Annotated in this window: 17 protein-coding genes; 7 read left to right on the plus strand and 10 right to left on the minus strand. The window is 72.2% G+C overall.

Annotated features, from left to right (window positions below; genetic code table 11):
- Window positions 1-31: 31 nt before the first annotated feature.
- Complete coding sequence (locus tag ACLJOU_RS37410; protein ID WP_410574136.1) at window positions 32-1246, minus strand: chromosome segregation protein; 1215 nt, start codon at window positions 1244-1246, stop codon at window positions 32-34.
- A 189-nt stretch (window positions 1247-1435) separates the two neighbouring features.
- Entirely contained in the window at window positions 1436-2776 is a 1341-nt protein-coding gene (gene ccrA, locus ACLJOU_RS37415) for a crotonyl-CoA carboxylase/reductase (protein ID WP_410574014.1), read from the minus strand.
- A gap of 200 nt (window positions 2777-2976) precedes the next feature.
- Here ccrA and ACLJOU_RS37420 point away from each other — a divergent pair, with 200 nt between their 5' ends.
- Both ACLJOU_RS37420 and ACLJOU_RS37425 read left to right on the plus strand, forming a co-directional pair.
- Window positions 2977-3345, plus strand: coding sequence for an SPW repeat protein (locus tag ACLJOU_RS37420; protein WP_410574015.1), 369 nt, complete (start codon window positions 2977-2979; stop codon window positions 3343-3345).
- A 19-nt stretch (window positions 3346-3364) separates the two neighbouring features.
- Window positions 3365-3937 carry a TetR/AcrR family transcriptional regulator gene (locus tag ACLJOU_RS37425; protein WP_410574016.1) on the plus strand — a complete coding sequence of 191 codons (573 nt, stop codon included), beginning with the start codon at window positions 3365-3367 and terminating at the stop codon, window positions 3935-3937.
- Between the two features lie 227 nt (window positions 3938-4164).
- Here the strand turns inward: ACLJOU_RS37425 and mce are convergent, their stop codons facing one another.
- Window positions 4165-4620, minus strand: coding sequence for a methylmalonyl-CoA epimerase (gene mce / locus ACLJOU_RS37430; RefSeq protein WP_410574017.1), 456 nt, complete (start codon window positions 4618-4620; stop codon window positions 4165-4167).
- Window positions 4621-4757: 137 nt separating this feature from the next.
- On the opposite strand from mce, the gene ACLJOU_RS37435 reads away from it, so the two are divergent.
- The 3 genes from ACLJOU_RS37435 (at window position 4758) to ACLJOU_RS37445 (ending at window position 7896) form a co-directional block, all read left to right on the plus strand.
- The gene (locus ACLJOU_RS37435) at window positions 4758-5945 is read left to right on the plus strand and encodes an acetyl-CoA C-acetyltransferase (protein ID WP_410574018.1); all 1188 of its coding nucleotides are present in this window, start codon (window positions 4758-4760) and stop codon (window positions 5943-5945) included.
- Entirely contained in the window at window positions 5946-6911 is a 966-nt protein-coding gene (gene meaB / locus ACLJOU_RS37440; RefSeq protein ID WP_410574019.1) for a methylmalonyl Co-A mutase-associated GTPase MeaB, read from the plus strand.
- A 259-nt stretch (window positions 6912-7170) separates the two neighbouring features.
- Window positions 7171-7896 carry a peptidylprolyl isomerase gene (locus ACLJOU_RS37445; RefSeq protein ID WP_410574020.1) on the plus strand — a complete coding sequence of 242 codons (726 nt, stop codon included), beginning with the start codon at window positions 7171-7173 and terminating at the stop codon, window positions 7894-7896.
- Between the two features lie 323 nt (window positions 7897-8219).
- On the opposite strand, the gene ACLJOU_RS37450 is transcribed toward ACLJOU_RS37445, so the two are convergent.
- Window positions 8220-9602, minus strand: a complete 1383-nt coding sequence (locus ACLJOU_RS37450) for a PLP-dependent aminotransferase family protein (RefSeq protein ID WP_410574021.1) — start codon at window positions 9600-9602, stop codon at window positions 8220-8222.
- A gap of 46 nt (window positions 9603-9648) precedes the next feature.
- Between ACLJOU_RS37450 and ACLJOU_RS37455 the strand changes: the two genes are divergently transcribed.
- Both ACLJOU_RS37455 and ACLJOU_RS37460 read left to right on the plus strand, forming a co-directional pair.
- Window positions 9649-10110 carry a carboxymuconolactone decarboxylase family protein gene (locus tag ACLJOU_RS37455; protein ID WP_410574022.1) on the plus strand — a complete coding sequence of 154 codons (462 nt, stop codon included), beginning with the start codon at window positions 9649-9651 and terminating at the stop codon, window positions 10108-10110.
- On the plus strand, window positions 10107-10844 hold the full coding sequence (locus ACLJOU_RS37460; RefSeq protein WP_410574023.1) for an isocitrate lyase/phosphoenolpyruvate mutase family protein: 738 nt from the start codon (window positions 10107-10109) through the stop codon (window positions 10842-10844). The genes ACLJOU_RS37455 and ACLJOU_RS37460 overlap by 4 nt, the downstream gene beginning before the upstream one ends.
- Window positions 10845-10933: 89 nt before the next feature.
- Here the strand turns inward: ACLJOU_RS37460 and ACLJOU_RS37465 are convergent, their stop codons facing one another.
- From ACLJOU_RS37465 to ACLJOU_RS37490, 6 genes are all read right to left on the minus strand, one after another.
- On the minus strand, window positions 10934-12541 hold the full coding sequence (locus tag ACLJOU_RS37465) for a cation acetate symporter (protein WP_410574024.1): 1608 nt from the start codon (window positions 12539-12541) through the stop codon (window positions 10934-10936).
- Window positions 12538-12897: a DUF485 domain-containing protein gene (locus tag ACLJOU_RS37470; protein WP_410574025.1), complete on the minus strand. Its 360-nt coding sequence runs from the start codon at window positions 12895-12897 to the stop codon at window positions 12538-12540. The genes ACLJOU_RS37465 and ACLJOU_RS37470 overlap by 4 nt, the downstream gene beginning before the upstream one ends.
- A gap of 70 nt (window positions 12898-12967) precedes the next feature.
- Window positions 12968-14692 carry a cation acetate symporter gene (locus ACLJOU_RS37475; RefSeq protein ID WP_410574026.1) on the minus strand — a complete coding sequence of 575 codons (1725 nt, stop codon included), beginning with the start codon at window positions 14690-14692 and terminating at the stop codon, window positions 12968-12970.
- A gap of 112 nt (window positions 14693-14804) precedes the next feature.
- The gene (locus ACLJOU_RS37480; protein WP_410574027.1) at window positions 14805-15155 is read right to left on the minus strand and encodes a hypothetical protein; all 351 of its coding nucleotides are present in this window, start codon (window positions 15153-15155) and stop codon (window positions 14805-14807) included.
- Entirely contained in the window at window positions 15152-15907 is a 756-nt protein-coding gene (locus ACLJOU_RS37485) for a LytR/AlgR family response regulator transcription factor (RefSeq protein ID WP_410574028.1), read from the minus strand. The genes ACLJOU_RS37480 and ACLJOU_RS37485 overlap by 4 nt, the downstream gene beginning before the upstream one ends.
- A complete protein-coding gene (locus ACLJOU_RS37490; RefSeq protein WP_410574029.1) occupies window positions 15904-16956 on the minus strand; it encodes a sensor histidine kinase in 1053 nt (350 codons plus the stop codon). The genes ACLJOU_RS37485 and ACLJOU_RS37490 overlap by 4 nt, the downstream gene beginning before the upstream one ends.
- Window positions 16957-16975 lie beyond the last annotated feature (19 nt).

Here is a 16975-nt window from a genome sequence, read left to right on the forward strand (position 1 = left end):
CAGGCTCGTCCGCGCCCTGTCGGGTGGAAGGTTACTCGCCAGTCGCTTTCTGCGCTCCGCTCGCCCGCGGGGCCGGCTTCGGCGCTGCTTTAGGGGACGCAGCGGGGGACGCCGTGGGGGCGGCCTTGATCGCGGCCGGCTTGACCCCGGGCTTCGGCTTCGGCACGTCGGAGGCGCGGATCCGGATCGTCTCTTCGACGCCGGGGACCCGGATCGTCTCCTCGGTCCCGGCGGGCTTTTCGTCCGGCACCAGGTCGGCCTTGACGTCGGCGGGCACCTTGACCTCGTCGCCGAGGACGGTGTGCGCCTCGGCCAGCACCGCCCGCGCCGCGCGCACCTGCTCGGCGAGCCCGCCGCGCACCTTCCGCAGCGCGTCGACGCGCTCGTTGGCCTGGGTGATCCGCCGGTTCGACTCCTCCGTGGCCGCCGTCACGCGGCGCCGCGCCTCGTCGGCGGCTTCCGCGAGCCGGGCGTTGGCCTCGGTGATCGAATCCTGGCGGCGCTTGTTCGCCTCCGCGACCGACTCCCGCTGACGGCGGTCGATGTCGGCCTTCGCGGCCTTCTCCTCTTCAAGGACCTTCGCGCGGATGTCGGCGGCGTCCTGCGTGGCCTCCTGGACGCGCCGCGCGGCCTCGGCCTTGCTCGCCGCCTCCTGCTCGGCCAGCACCCGCATCGCCTCGGTGCGGCGCGAGGCCATCGCGATCTCGAAGTCCTCTTCGACCTTGGTGCGGCGCTCCTGCGACTCGGTGTCGAGCCGCTTGCGCTCCGCCTCGGCCTCGTCGGTGATCTTCTTGGCCTCCGCGCGGGCGTCTTCGAGAACCTTGCGGTGCTCGGCCTCCATCTCCTTGCGCCGCAGGTCGAGCTCGGTGAGCAGCTGCTCGTAGCGGGCGCGCATGGCGCTCGCGTCCGTCTCGGCCTTGGCGCGGATGTGCCCGGCCTCGGCTTCGGCGCGGGCGCGCGTGTCGGCCGACTCGTCCTGCGCGAGGCGCAGCATCCGCTGCAGTCGTTCGGAGAGGCCCTCGACGCTCGTCGGCGGCTGCGCGAGCCGATCGACCTGCCCGCGCAGGTCCGCGATCTCGCCGCGCGCGATCTCCAGCTGGCGGGCGAGGTCGCCCGCCTGCGCGATGGCGGCGTCCCGATCCGCGGTGAGCATCTTCAGGTCGGCGTCCAGCCGTTCGAGGTGCTCGTCGACCTGCGCTCGGCTGTACCCGCGCTTCGCCACGTCGAAGCCGGCTCCCAGCGGCACAAGCTCCCGTTCATCGCCAAGGCTCATGGGGCCTACCGTAGTCGCAGTCCGGTCACGGAAGGGTGAGCACCCGGGGCGTGCGCCGAACGCGCCGCCTGCCGCGGCGAAAGGAACCACCGGAAACCGGTGGTTCTCCGGGCATTCCCGACGCCGGGATCCCGCGGGCTCCCGGCGTCGTCGCGGCCCGGCTCAGGCGCCGCGGAACGCGTTGATCGCGTCGAGGTGCTTCGCGCGCTTCTCCTCGTCGCGGACGCCGAGGCCTTCCTGCGGCGCGAGCGCGAGCACGCCGACCTTGCCCTGGTGGGCGTTGCGGTGGACGTCCAGCGCGGCCTGCCCGGTCTCCTCGAGCGCGTACGTCTTCGACAGCGTCGGGTGGATCAGCCCCTTCGCGATCAGCCGGTTCGCCTCCCAGGACTCGCGGTAGTTGGCGAAGTGGGAGCCGATGATCCGCTTGAGGTTCATCCACAGGTAGCGGTTGTCGTACTGGTGCATGTACCCCGACGTCGAGGCGCACGTGACGATCGTGCCGCCCTTGCGCGCGGCGTAGACGGACGCGCCGAAGGTCTCCCGGCCGGGGTGCTCGAAGACGATGTCCGGGTCCTCGCCGCCGGTCAGCTCGCGAATCCTCGCCCCGAAGCGCTGCCACTCCTTCGGGTCCTGCTCGTCGTCGTTCTTCCAGAACTTGTAGCCCTCGGCGCTGCGGTCGATGATCAGCTCGGCGCCGAGCTTGCGGCAGATCGCCGCCTTCTCGGGGCTGGACACGACGCAGACGGGGATGGCGCCGCCGTTGAGCGCGTACTGCGTCGCGTAGGAGCCGAGGCCGCCCGAGGCGCCCCAGATCAGGACGACGTCACCCTGCTTCATGTCGGCGCCGTTGCGCGAGACGAGCTGGCGGTAGGCGGTCGAGTTGACCAGGCCGGGGGAGGCGGCCTCTTCCCAGGTCAGGTGGTCCGGCTTCGGCATCAGCTGGTTGGCCTTGACCAGGGCGAGCTCGGCGAGGCCGCCGAAGTTCGTCTCGAAGCCCCAGATCCGCTGCTCGGTGTCGAGCATCGTGTCGTTGTGCCCGTCCGGGCCCTCGAGCTCGACGTTCAGGCAGTGCGCGACCACCTCGTCGCCCGGCTTCCAGTTGTGCACGCCGACGCCGGTCCGCAGCACGACGCCGGACAGGTCCGAGCCGACGACGTGGTACGGCAGGTCGTGCCGCTTGGCCAGCGGCGAGAGCTTCCCGTACTTCTTGAGGAACTTGAAGGTGGGGATCGGCTCGAAGATCGACGTCCACACGGTGTTGTAGTTGATGGCGCTCGCCATCACCGCGACCAGCGCCTCGCCCGGGCCCAGCTCGGGGACGGGCACGTCGTCGACGTGCAGCGACTTGCGGGGGTCCTTGTCCCGGCTTTCGAGGCCTTCGAACATGTCGACCTCGTCGGCGCGCACGGTCACCCCGCGGTAGCTCTCGGGCACGGGCAACGAGCCGACCGCGGCCGACTCGCCGGTCAGGATGGCCTGCTGGATCTCGCCGAGCTGCATCATCGGTTCCTCCGCGGAGATGGGGGTGCGTTGGCGGCAGAAATTACTCGCGGGTAACACGCGTCCACAACTGTACGAGACGGACAGCACGATTACCCGCCGAACTGTGCTCGCCTCGCCTTGACCGGCCGGCCAGTCAAGCGGAAGATCGATGTCGGGGTATCCACCCGACCAGCACTTTTCCTCGACGGAGGTGAGCACGGATGAGTGAAGTCTCGACGCGCGCGTGGACCCGGCCCCACGACTGGGCCGAGGTCGTCATCGGGGTGGTCGCCGCTCTTTCACCCCTTTGGCTGAGCACGGACACGACCGCGATGTGGACGATGGTCGTCCTGGGCGCCTTGATCGCACTCGACGGCCTGGTTTCGCTGGCGATGCCGGGCATGGTCTACGGCGAAGGCATCCAGATCGCGCTCGGCGTGCTGCTGTTCATCGCGCCGTGGGTGATGTCGTACACGGAGTTCAACGGCGCGTCCTGGACGTCCTGGATCGCCGGGGTGCTGACGATCATCGCCGGCGCGGCGGCGATGCCGGTCGCGAACGCCGCGCACCGCACGGCAGGCCAGCACTGACGACGCAGGAGGCACGGGAATGACCGAGGATTCGGCGAAGGAGCGCATCCTCTGCGCCGCCGAGGCGCTCTTCGCCGAGTCCGGCTTCGACGCCACCCCGACCTCGCGCATCGCGGAGCGGGCCGGGGTGCCGAAGGGCCTGGTGCACTACTACTTCCGCCACAAGTCCGACCTGCTCACGGCGCTCGTTGCGCGCCTGCCAGACGAGCGCATCGAGCCGGCGGTGGTGGTGGTCCCGGGCGACCTGGCGGGCAGCCTGCGCCGGCTGGTCGGCGAGCTCGACCACCGGTTCAGCCGCTCGCTGGGGTTGTCGCACCTGCTGTGGCGCGAGGCCGACACGCACCACGTGGTCCGCGACGCCCTCCACGACCGCTTCCAGGTCCTGGTCCGCCAGGTCCGAGCGGTGATCCAGGCGGCAACGGGCGGCGGCCTCCCGGCGGCCGACGTGGACCGGGCGTCGGGGTTGCTGGCCCGCGCGGTCAGCCACCGGCACGCGACGGCCCGGCATTCGGAGGACGATCTGCCGGCCGAATTCGACGGCGAGCTGACGTTCATCGCCGACGCCCTGGCGTCCAAGGCCGCGCCCGCGTAGGGCGCGCCCGCGCCTGTGGAGCGCGGCTCGGCGCGGGCGCATCCCGGCGCGTGTGAGCGGCTGCCGGGCGGCGCGTTACCCGGTGGGTGAGAGCGGCTACGGTGTGCGGGCGAGGGTTTCTGTCCGCGGGTGCAGGCGGGGCGTGAGTGCAGCGAAGGCGTGCCGGTAGTTGCGCGCCCGCCGGGTGCCTTGCCCGGGCCGCAGTTGTTGCGCCCGAACCGGTCGGCTCAGTGCGCTGCCGCGTCCTTCGCCGGCTCCACCAGCTCCACCAGGACGCCGCCTGCGTCCTTCGGGTGGACGAAGTTCACCCTGCTGTTCGACGTGCCCCTCTTCGCCTCCTCATACAGCATGCGCAGGCCCTTTTCGCGCAGGGCTGCCGCCGCCGCGTCCACATCGGACACGCGGTACGCCAGCTGCTGGAGTCCCGGGCCGCTCTTGGACAGGAACTTGCCGATCGCCGAGTCGTCGCGCAGCGGGGCCAGGAGCTGGATCTGCGTCTCCGTGCCCGCCGTGCCCGGGGCGCGCAGCATCGCCTCGCGTACGCCCTGCTCCTCGTTCACCTCCTCGTGCGCGACCTCCAGGCCGAAGTGCGCCCGGTGGAACTCGATGGCCGCGTCCAGGTCCGGGACCGCGATGCCGACGTGGTCGATGGCCGTCACGAACGGCCGCAGGGCGTCATTCATGGAGGCAGGATAGGGGGCCCGCGCACCGCGGTGAGGCGGAATCGTCGCGTGCCCCGCCTCACACTGGCTCCATCAAGAAGCCCTGCTCCCGGGTATGGTCGGGAAAACTGCCCATGCGCCGATGCTTGGAGGACGCCGTGTCCGGTTCCGTGATCCTGGGTGCCGCCCGTACGCCGATCGGGCGCCTGCTGGGCTCCCTCAAGGACTTCACGGGGGCTCAGCTGGGCGGGGTCGCGATCAAGGCGGCCCTCGAACGCGCCGGGGTCTCCCCGGACGCGGTTCAGTACACGATCATGGGCCAGGTGCTGACCGCCGGCGCCGGCCAGATCCCGGCGCGCCAGGCCGCTGTCGCCGCGGGTATCCCGATGAGTGTGCCCGCCCTGACGATCAACAAGGTCTGCCTCTCCGGCCTCGACGCCATCGCGCTCGCCGACCAGCTCATCCGCGCCGGCGAGTTCGACCTCGTCGTCGCCGGCGGCCAGGAGTCGATGACCCAGGCGCCGCACCTGCTGCCCAAGTCCCGCTCCGGCTTCAAGTACGGCGACACCGCCCTCGTCGACCACATGGCCTACGACGGTCTCTTCTGCGCCTTCGACCAGGTGGCCATGGGCGCCTCGACGGAGAAGTACAACTCCCGCTACGGCGTCACCCGCGAGCAGCAGGACGCGTTCTCCGCCCGCTCCCACCAGCGCGCCGCCGAGGCCATCAAGAACGGCTACTTCGCCGACGAGATCGCGCCGGTCTCCATCCCGCAGCGCAAGGGCGACCCCGTCGTCTTCGACACCGACGAAGGCGTCCGGGCCGACACCACCGCCGAAGGCCTCGCCAAGCTGCGCCCCGCCTTCGCTTCCGACGGCACCATCACCGCGGGCTCGGCCTCGCAGATCTCCGACGGCGCCGCCGCTGTGGTCGTGGCCAGCAAGGCCAAGGCCGAGGAACTCGGGATCACGCCGCTCGCCGAGATCGGCGCGCACGGTGTCGTCGCCGGGCCCGACGCCAGCCTGCACGAGCAGCCGTCGAACGCCATCCTCGCCGCGCTGGCGAAGGCGAACCTGACCGCCGATGCGCTGGACCTCGTCGAGATCAACGAGGCCTTCGCCGCGGTTGGGCTCGTCTCGACCGAGAAGCTCGGCCTCGACCCGGAGAAGGTCAACGTCAACGGCGGGGCCATCGCCCTCGGCCACCCGATCGGCGCCTCCGGGGCCCGGCTGGCCGTGCACCTGATCCACGAGCTGCGCCGCCGCGGTGGCGGGCTCGGCGCGGCCGCGCTGTGCGGTGGCGGCGGCCAGGGCGACGCCCTCCTGCTGCGGGTGCCGTCCGCGTAAGTGCCCGGACCACTCGACCTCGACGACCTCGTCGGCCGCGCGCGGGACGGTCAGCCCCGTGCCGTCGCGCGGCTGCTGTCGCTCGTCGAGGACGCCCACCCCCGCGTCGCGGAGATCGCGCGGGCGCTGACCCCGCACACCGGGCGGGCCCGGGTCGTCGGGCTCACCGGACCGCCCGGCGTCGGCAAGTCGACCTCGACCTCGGCGCTGCTCACCGCGTTGCGCGCGGAGGGCAAGCGGGTCGGGGTGCTCGCCATCGACCCGTCTTCGCCGTTTTCGGGCGGGGCGCTGCTCGGCGACCGGATCCGGATGACCGAGCACGCCACCGACCCCGGTGTCTTCATCCGCTCGATGGCCACCCGCGGGCACCTCGGCGGCCTTTCCTGGGCGACCCCGCAGGCGGTGCGCGTGCTGGACGCGGCCGGGTTCGACGTCGTCCTGATCGAGACCGTCGGCGTCGGACAGTCCGAAGTGGACGTCGTGAAGCTGGCCGACACGACGGTGGTGCTGCTCGCGCCGGGGATGGGCGACGGCATCCAGGCCGCGAAGGCCGGCGTGCTCGAAATCGCCGACGTCTTCGTCGTCAACAAGGCGGACCGCGACGGCGCCGACGCCACGGTGCACGACATCAAGCAGATGATCTCCCTGGCCCGGCGGGAGGTCCGGGGGCCGAGCTGGCGCCAGCCGATCGTGCGGACCGTCGCGGCCAAGGGCGAAGGCGTCGACGAGGTCGTGCGGGCGCTGGCCGCGCACCACGACTGGCTCGTGGCGCACGACGAGCTGGCCCGGCGCCGGGTGGCCCGGGCGCGCGACGAGGTCGAGGCCATCGCGCTCCGGCGGCTGCGGGCCGAGCTGGTGGACCTGCGTGGCGGCGGACGGCTCGCCGGCGTCGCCGAGCGCGTCGTGGCGCGCGAACTCGATCCGTTCGCCGCGGCCGAAGAGCTGATCGCGGACCTTCGGGGGTAGCGCGGCGGCGAGCCGGGTGAGCAGGAACCGTGCGACGGCAACGGATCTTCGTCGGAAATCCATGGATCCTCCCCTCGGGGCGGCGGGTTTGCCGCGTGCCGATCATCTTGCGCGCGGGGTCCGACAATTTCCGGGCTGCGGGCGCCGAGGTTCACCCGACCGGCTGACGGGGGCGACTTTCGCGGGTTCTGGCTGTCGGTGCCGGGCCCTAGACTGCGGGGCGCTCCGGAACCGGGCGATCACTGGGAGGGCGTGCAGGATGAAGAAGACACTGCTCACCGCGCTGGCGGCAGGCGCGTTGTTCGTGGCCGGGAACGGCGTTGCCGCGGCGGCCGACACCCCGCCGCCGAAGACGACCCACGGGCCCTGCCAGTACACCGAAACCCCGGACGAGCCGCCCGCGCGGCCGGTGCCGCTGCCGCCCGACCCGCGGCACACGCCGAACCACGGCAAGGTCGACGTCGCGGTCCCGACCAGCCAGGGTGCGCTGCCGCTGCGGCTGGACCGCGCGAAGGCGCCGTGCACCGTGCAGAGCTTCCTGCACCTGGCCCGGCACCGGTTCTACGACCACACGGTGTGCCACCGGCTGACCGCGTACCCGACGTTGAAGGTGCTGCAGTGCGGCGACCCGACGGCGACCGGCGAAGGCGGCCCGGGCTACAAGTACAAGGACGAGCTGCCCGTGGACCTGCCGCCGGCGCCGACCGACCCGACCGGCGCCCGGCGCGTCTACGCGCGCGGGCTGCTCGCGATGGCCAACGCGGGGCCGGACACGAACGGCTCGCAGTTCTTCGTCGTGTACGGCGATTCCGCGCTGCGGCCGAACTACACGGTGTTCGGCACGGTCGGTCCGGAAGGGCTGAAGACCCTCGACAAGGTGGCGGCGGGCGGGATCCAGCCCACCGCGGACGACCCGGCGCCGGTCGACGGCACGCCGGTGCTGCGGACGGAACTGCTCCGCGTCCGGCCGGACTGCTGGTTCTGACGGTGGTCGCGGGCCGCTCCGGTGGGGCGGCCCGCGGGCATCTCGCGTGCTTTCTGGGGCATCACGGGTGTTGGGGCGGACTTCATGCGTGATTGGAGTGTCATCACGTGTGATTGGAGGGTCATCACACGTGATTGGGAGCTCGACTCGCGTGATTGGAGGGCCGACTCGCGTGATTGGGAGGTCGACTCGCGTGATTGGAGGGTCGACTCGCGTGATTGGAGGGTCGACTCGCCGTAGCTGGCGGGTCGGAATGCGTGACGCGGGACGGGACTTGCGGGATTGGGGCGTGAGTTGCGTGATTGGGGGCCGGGCTGGAGGGGTCAAGGGGTGATTTCGGCTAGGGCTTCGACCAGGTTTCGGGTTGCGCCTGTGAAGGCGTGCTTGGGGGTTGCGGCGTAGCCGACGATGAGGCCGCCGGGGGCGTTGGGGGTCATCCAGTGGCCGGACAGGCCCTCGATGCCGATCGACCGGCGGCGGCAGGCGGCCAGGGCCGTTGCCTCGGAGGGGCCGTCCGGGGGGAGCATCACCAGGAGGTGCAGGCCCGCTGCGATGCCGTGCGGGCGCACCGAATCCGGCAGGGCGGCCAGCAGGCGCGTGCGGCGCGAGCGGTACTCCGCGCGGCTGCGGCGGACGTGCCGGTCGTACGCGCCCGAGTCGATCAGCTCGGCCAGGGCCAGCTGGTTCAGCACCGCCGGGCGCGAGCCGCTGTCCGCCATCGCCGCGCGGACCGGCTCCACCAGCGAGCGCGGCAGCACCAGCCACGCCAGCCGCAGAGCCGGGGCGAGCGTCTTGCTCGCCGTGCCCGCGTACACCACCCGCTCGGGCGCCAGGGCCTGCAGTGCGCCGACCTGCTGGCGGTCGAAGCGGAACTCGCCGTCGTAGTCGTCCTCCAGCACGAACGCCCCCGAATCACCCGCCCAGCGGGCCAGTGCGGCCCGGCGCGGCGGGGCCAGCGTGACGCCGGTGGGGTACTGGTGCGCCGGGGTGACGACCACCGCCGGACTGTCCAAAGCGGACACATCGATGCCGTGGGCGTCGACGTCCACGCCGACGATCCGCGGGCCCTGCGCGGCCGCGATCGACCGGTACAAGTCCAACGAAGGGTTCTCGAACGCCATTTCGCCGACCCCCAGCCCGGACAGCGCCCGGGACAGCACCGCGATGGCGTGCGAGAACCCGTGGCAGATCACGATCCGCGCCGGGTCGGCGACCACCCCGCGGGCCCGGGCCAGGTAGCCGGCGAGGGTGTCCCGCAGCTCCGGCGCGCCCAGCTCCGACTCGTAGCCGAACGCCGCCGCCGGCGTCCGCAGCAGGGCCCGGCGGGTGGCGGTGAGCCAGGCCTGCCGCGGGAACGCCGTCAGGTCCGGCCGGCCCGGCCGCAGGTCCCAGCGGGGTGCCGGGTCGCGGGGCGCCTGCCGGGGTGCGGACTGGGGCAGCGAACCCGCCGTCGCCACTCGGGTCGGCGCGCCCTGGGCCGTGCGCAGGTACCCCTCGGCCGCCAGGTCGGCGTACACGCGCGTGACCGTGCCGCGGGCGACCCCGAGGTCGTGGGCCAGCGCGCGGGTCGAGGGCACCGCCGCGCCCGGCTGCCACCGGCCGTCCCGGATCGCCGCGCGGATCGCCGCCGCGAGCCCGGTCCGGCCGGACGAAGGCTGCCAGCCGAGGTGGACGTCGAGCCCGGAACTGGACCACGAATCCGTCATGTCACTGGACCATACCCGTGGACCAGTTCGCACTAGCGTGGACGGCATGACGAAGCGAATCGGACTCGGGCAGGCGCCCGAGCTCTACCAGGCGATGGCTAACCTGCAGGCCGAGGTGAACAAGGCCGGCGCCAACGCGGGGCTCGACCCCAAGCTGCTGGAACTGGTGAAGACCCGCGCGTCGCAGATCAACGGCTGCGCGTACTGCCTCGACATGCACTCCCGCGACGCGCTCGAGCTGGGCGAGTCGCCGCGGCGGCTGTTCGTGCTCGACGGCTGGCGCGAGACCGACCTGTTCACCGAGCAGGAGCAGGCCGCCCTCGCCCTCACCGAAGCGATGACGAAGCTCTCCGCGACGCAGACCGTGCCCGACGACGTCTACGAGCAGGCCGTGAAGGTGTTCACCGAAGACCAGTACCGCGCGGTGGCGTGGGAGATCATCGCCATCAACAGCTGGAACCGGATGACGATCACCAGCCACACGCCCCTGCCGAAGCGGGACGCGTGACCGCCGCCGCACTCCGGGCGCTGCACGTGCCCGGCAAGCCCGTGGTCCTGGCGAACGTCTGGGACGCCGACACCGCGAAGCTCGTCGAGGCCGCCGGCTTCCCCGCCGTGGCGACCAGTTCGGTCGCCGTCGCGGCCGCCCTCGGGTTCCCCGACGGCGAAAAGGCGCCCGCGGACGAGATGTTCGCCGCCGCCGCGCGGATCGCGAAGGCGGTCAGCGTCCCGGTGAGCGTCGACGCCGAGTCGGGGTACGGCCTGTCCGGCGCCGAACTGGCGGGCCGGCTGCTCGACGCGGGTGCCGTCGGCTGCAACTTCGAGGACACCGACCACGCGACCGGTGGCGTCCGGCCCGTTGCCGAGCAGGCGGAGCGGATCGCCGCGCTGCGCGAGGCGGCGGGTGACGGCCTGGTGATCAACGCCCGGGTCGACTCCTTCCGCGGGGTGGACGCGAAAGAAGCCCTCGCCGACGGCGTCGCGCGGGCGAAGGCGTACCTCGAAGCGGGCGCCGACTGCGTCTACCCGATCCACCTGCGGGCGCCGGAGCTGATCGCGGAGTTCGTGCGGGGGACCGGCGGGGCGGTCAACGCGCCGGTGTGGCCGGGCGGCCCGGGCCTCGATGGCCTCGCCGAGCTGGGGGTGGCGAGGATTTCGCTGGGCGGCGGGCTGTGGCAGTACGTCCGCAAGCACCTGGAAACAACGCTCGCGGGCGTGGCCGAGGGCAAGCTGCCGTACTGATGGCCGAAGGCCGCCGCGAGGGGATCGGGAACACCCTCGCGACGGCCTCCGGGGTCGGTGGAGTCGGTGGAGTCAGTGGATTCGGTGGGTCAGTGGACGACGGCCTTCTCGGCGCCCGCGCCGGTGAGGGAGCGGACCTCCATCTCGGCGTACTTCTTCTCGTCGTGCTCCTTGGACAGGATCGTGCCCAGCCAGCCCAGGACGAACGCCGCCGGGATCGAGACGAGTCCCGGGTTGCTCAGCGGGAACCAGGCGAAGTCCGCGGACTTGATCATCGACGTGCTCTTGCCCGACACCGCGGGCGAGAAGACGATCAGCACGATGGTGATGGCCAGACCGCCGTAGATCGACCACAGCGCGCCCTGGGTGTTGAACCGCTTCCAGAACAGCGAGTAAAGGATCGTCGGCAGGTTCGCCGACGCCGCGACCGCGAAGGCCAGCGCGACCAGGAACGCCACGTTCTGCCCGTTGGCCAGGATGCCGCCGCCGATGGCGAGGGCGCCGATGACCACCGCGGTGATCCGGGCGACCTTGACCTCCGAGTCCGGCGACGTCTTGCCGCGCTTGACGACGTTCGCGTAGACGTCGTGGGCGAAGGACGCCGACGCCGTGATCGTCAGGCCGGCGACCACCGCGAGGATCGTCGCGAACGCGACCGCGGAGATCAGGCCCAGCAGCACCGGCCCGCCCAGTTCGAGGGCGAGCAGCGGAGCCGCGGAGTTGACCCCGCCCGGCGCCTTCTTGATCGTGTCCGGCCCGACCAGCGCACCGGCGCCGTAGCCGAGCACCAGCGTGAACAGGTAGAACACGCCGATCAGGACGATCGCCCAGACCACCGAGCGACGCGCGTCGCGGGCCGTCGGGACCGTGTAGAAGCGCATCAGGACGTGCGGCAGGCCCGCCGTGCCGAGCACCAGCGCGATGCCGAGGGAGAGGAAGTCCAGCTTCGAGGTCCCGTTGGTGCCGTACTGCTTGCCCGGGCCGAGCAGCGTCTGCCCGGCCTTGCCCGCCTTGTCGACCGCGGCCTGCAGCAGCTGGGAGAAGTTGAAGCCGTACTTGCCGAGCACCCAGAGCGTGATCACGAGCGCGCCGACGATCAGCAGCGCGGCCTTGATGATCTGCACCCAGGTGGTGCCCTTCATGCCGCCGATCAGCACGTAGGCGATCATGATGACGCCGACCACGGCGATCACCAGTGCCTGCGCGCCCTTGCCTTCGACACCCAGCAGCAGCGCGACGAGACCGCCCGCGCCCGCCATCTGCGCCAGCAGGTAGAAGAACGACACGATCAGCGTCGACGTCGCGGCCGCCGCCCGCACCGGGCGCTGCTTCATCCGGAACGCCAGCACGTCGCCCATCGTGAACTTGCCGGTGTTGCGCAGCAGTTCCGCGACCAGCAGCAGCGCGACGAGCCACGCCACCAGGAAGCCGATGGAGTAGAGGAAGCCGTCGTAGCCGTTGATGGCGATCGCGCCGGCGATGCCGAGGAACGACGCCGCCGACAGGTAGTCACCCGAGATGGCGATGCCGTTCTGCGGGCCGGTGAACGCGCGGCCGGCGGCGTAGTAGTCCGACGCCGTCTTCGTGTTGCGGCTGGCCCGGAACACGATCACCAGGGTGATGACCACGAAGGCGGCGAAGATGATGATGTTGAGGAGCGGGTTGCTGCCTTCCACACCCGCGGCGATGTTCGTCATGCCTGCTCCCTCGCAGAGTCACCCTCGATGTCCTCGCGGATCTTCTCCGCGACCGGGTCGAGCTTCCGGTTGGCGTACCGGACGTAGAGCCCGGTGATCACGAACGTCGAGACGAACTGCAGCAGGCCGAAGATCAGGCCGACGTTGATGTTGCCCCACACCTTCGTGCTCATGAAGCCGTGCGCGTAGTCCGCCAGCAGCACGTACAGCAGGTACCAGAGGAGGAACACCGCCGTCATGGGGAAGACGAACCGGCGCAGGCGGCTGCGCAGCTCCCGGAACTCCGTGCTCTCGTGCGCTCGCTCCCAGATGGTGTCTGACGTGTCCGGGGGCCCGCCGGTGTCCGTCGTGCTCATCGCTGCTCCCTGCGACGCTGCGGAAAGTGACGTGCGACACCGTAGGGACGCGTGAGGCGCGCGTGAAGGACTAGCGGTTCAACAGCCGGGCCAGACGACGAACGGTCGACGAACGGTCGCGGGGTCCCGTCGAACGGGGTTCGTCCAGGTGCAGGCGCAACATGGCCGCCGTCGACCAGCCGGGGGGCCTGCCCCGCAGGGAGACCAGTGCCATTACGCCGAACGCCAGCGGTACCGACCAGGGTGCCGGTTGCTGGACCAGGATCGCCACCCAGCCGTGCAGCGGCGGGCCGGCGAGGGCGAACAGGATCGAGCCGGACGAGGCCACCAGCCCGGTCAGCACGCCGGCGATCCCGCCGGTCGCGGTCAGCCGCGGCCACCAGATGCCGAGCACCAGCAGCGGGCAGAACGTCGACGCCGCCACGGTGAACCCCCACGTCACCAGCACCCCGGCGTCGAGCTCGGCCGAGCGCAGCGCCAGCAGCACCATGATCGCGGCGACGCCGAACACGGCGATCCGCAGCCGCCGCAGCCCGCCGGGGACGAGGTCGTGCGCGAGCGCGCCCGACATGACCAGGAGCAGGCCGAGCGACGTCGCCAGGAACGCGGCGAACGCGCCCGCGGTCAGCAACGCCGTGAACAGGCCGCCCGCCCAGCCACTGTCCACTTGGTACGGCAGCGCGACGACCACGGTGTCCGTCGCGCCGGAGAGGTAGAGCCCGGGGACCAGCACCCGGCCGAGCACGCCGTAGACGCCGGGGAAGAGGTAGAAGACGCCGAGCAGCGCGACCGTGATCGCGGCCGTGCGGCGGGCGGCCCGGCCGTCCGGGCTGGTGTGGAAGCGCATCAGGACGTGCGGCAGGCCCATGGTGCCCAGCATGGTCGCGATGAGCACCGCCCAGGTGCCGAGCAGCGGGTGGCCCTGGTCGCCGAGGTCGAGCAGTGGCCGCCGCCAGTCGGGGCCGCCCAGGGCGGCACCCCCGCGGACCGCCGGGACGGCCGCACCCGTGCCGAACACGACCTCGTCCTGGCTGTGCGCGGTGAACTCGCCCGGCGGCAGGGTCTCGACGACGCCGTTGCGCCGCACCGGTGTCGGTTCGCGGATCTCCATGGTGACGTCGACCTCGAACCGCACCGGCGTCTCGCGGGCGAAGTGGGTGAACTCGACGGGGTTGAGCGCGTCGGTCCGGTTGACCGCACCGGCCTGCAGCACCAGCCAGATCGCCGGGACGAGGAACAGCAGCAGCTTCAGCACGAACTGGAACGCCTGCACGTACGTCGCCGCGCGCATGCCCCCGAGGGCGAGGGTGACGCTGACCGCGGCGCCGGCCAGCACCACGCCGACCCAGTACTGCGTGCCGCCGACCGCGGCGAGCACCAGCCCGGCGGTGCGGAACTGCGGCACGACGTAGATCGTGCCGATCACCAGCACCACGACGGCGGCGAGGCGGCGCAGCGCGGGGGAGTTGAGCCGGGCTTCGGCGAAGTCGGGGACGGTCAGCGCGCCGGAGCGGCGCATGGGGGCGGCGACGAGCACGAGCATCGCGATGTAGCCGGCGGTGAAGCCGACCGGGTACCAGAGGGCGCCGATGCCGTCCTTGACGACGAGCCCGGCGATGCCGAGGAAGGAGGCGGCGCTCAGGTACTCGCCGGAGACCGCCGCGGAGTTGACCAGCGGCGAGATCCGGCGTGAGGCGACGAGGAAGTCCGACGTCGTGCGCATGGCGGCGACCCCGCGGACGCCGATCAGCAGCGTCACGAGCACGACCGGCGCGACGGCGAGCGCGACGCCCACTACCGCCCCCTGCCGCACTCAAGCGCCCCAAGGCGGCCTTGGGTGCGTGTGACGCACCGAAGGCCGCCTTGGGTGCGTGTGACGCACCGAAGGCCACATTGGGGCGCTGGGGTCACTGGTCGTCCTCGAGGCGCTCGGCGCGGCGGAGCTGCCAGCGGGCCAGCAGGGCCATCGCGGGGTAGGGGAGGACCGCGAGCATCAGCCAGGACAGCGGAATTCCCAGCAGGCGCACGGTGTCCAGCGCCGGGAAGATCGCGAAGATCCCCGGCAGGCCGAGCAGGAGCGCGAACATGAGGACCAGCGCGGGGATGCCGTGACGGCGTTGGGCGGTGTAGAGGGCCGTGGCGCGCTGGGTGTCGCCCGCGGGCAGCCGCGGCTGGCGCCAGCGGCCACGCGACCGGCGGCGCGCGTGGGCGAGCCGGGTCTGCGGGCTGGTGACGGCGACCCGGCGGATCCTGCTCATCGCGGGTCCGAGCCCAGCTGGCCGCGCTGGGCGGCTTCCAGCAGCCGGTCGCGCAGGTCGCGGGCGTGCCGGCGGCTCACCGGGACGTCGCCCGCCTCCGTGTGGGCCAGCAACCCGCCCGCCGTGTCGCTGCGCAGCTCGAGCACCGCGCTCACCGCGAGCAGGAAACCCCGGTGCACCCGGCTGAACCCCGTGCCCTCCCAGTACTCCTCGAGCCGCGAGATCGGCATCCGCACCAGGTGGACCCCGCCGCGGGTGTGCAGGCGGACGTAGTCGCCGTGGGCCTCGGCGAACAGGACGTCGTCGCGGCGGACGTACCGCGTCCGGCCGCCGGACTCGACCGGCAGCGCCGCCATCGCGTCCGGGGTCGGCCGGGACGCCGGGGTCGCCATCCGCAGCACCTTCGCCAGCGCCGCGGCCAGCCGTTCGGTGCGCACCGGCTTGAGCAGGTAGTCGACCGCGCCGATGCCGTACGCGGTCACCGCGTGCCCGTCGTGCGCGGTGACGAACACGATCACCGGCGGCTCGCTGAGCTTCGCCAGCAGGGACGCCAGTTCGAGGCCGTCGAGGCCCGGCATCGAGATGTCGAGGAACACCGCGTCGAAGCGATCCGCCTGAAGCAGCTTCAACGCCTTCAGCGCATCACCGGCCCCGACGACTTCGCCTACTTCGGGCGCTTCGCGAAGCATCCGGCACAGCTCGTCCAGCGCGGGCGGCAGGTCGTCGACGGCGAGCACCCGCAGCCCGGTCACGGCAGCACCCCCGGCTGGAACCGCGGCACCCGCACGATCACCCGGGTGCCCGCGCCGACCTCGGTTTCCACGGTGAGGCCGTACCAGGCGCCGTAGACGTCCCGCAGTCGTCTGTCCACATTGGCCAATCCCATGCCCGCGGCGTCGTCCTCGCCGATGCGGCCGGCCAGGATGTCCGCGGCCCGGTGCGGGTCCATGCCGACCCCGTCGTCCTCGACGAAGATCACGCAGTCGTTCCCTTCCGCCTGGCCGTGCACCTGGACCAGCCCGGTGCCCGACCGCGGCTCGATGCCGTGCCGGATCGCGTTCTCCACCAGCGGTTCCAGCACGAGGTACGGGACCGCGACGGCGAGGATCTCCGGCGCGACCCGCACCTGGACGCGCAGCCGTTCGCCGAGCACCGCCTTCTGCAGCGCCAGGTACGTCTCGATCGCGCGGAACTCCTCGGCGACGACGGTGTACTCGCCGTGGCGGGCGAGGCTGTAGCGGGTGTAGTCGGCGAAGTCGAGCATCAGGTCGCGGGCGCGATCGGGGTCCGAACGCACCAGCGACGCGATCACGGTGAGCGCGTTGTAGACGAAGTGCGGCGACATCTCCGCCCGCAGCGCCCGCAGTTCGGCCTGCGCCGCCTGTTCCGCCGACGCCTCGAGCCGCCCGCGCTCGAGGGCCTGCACCACGAGGTCGGCGGCCTGGGCCGCGACCGCGTCGCGGACGTCCCCGACGACCAGCAGCGCCCCGGCCAGCTCGTCGCGGACGTGCAGCGGCAGCACCAGCACGTCCGGCGCGGAGCCGGGTTCTTCGCTGTGGAGGACGCCGTCGAGCACCGTCGCGACGACCGCGTCCGGCCCCGGCCGCCCCGACCACAGCAGGGACCCGGACAGGTCGGTGAGGCCGAGGCCCGGGAAGCCGAAGAGCCGGCGCAGGCGGTGCGCGGCGCGCCGGGCGGGCATCCCGGACAGGCCGTCGCGCAGGTCGTCGGTGATGCGGCGGGCGGCGGCGAGCACCGCGACCGGGTCGGCGCGGGACGCCGGGCGCAGGTGCACGGTCATCGGGCCTCCCCTCGGCGGC

This window comes from Amycolatopsis sp. cmx-4-61 (assembly GCF_046548775.1).
Lineage (GTDB): Bacteria > Actinomycetota > Actinomycetes > Mycobacteriales > Pseudonocardiaceae > Amycolatopsis.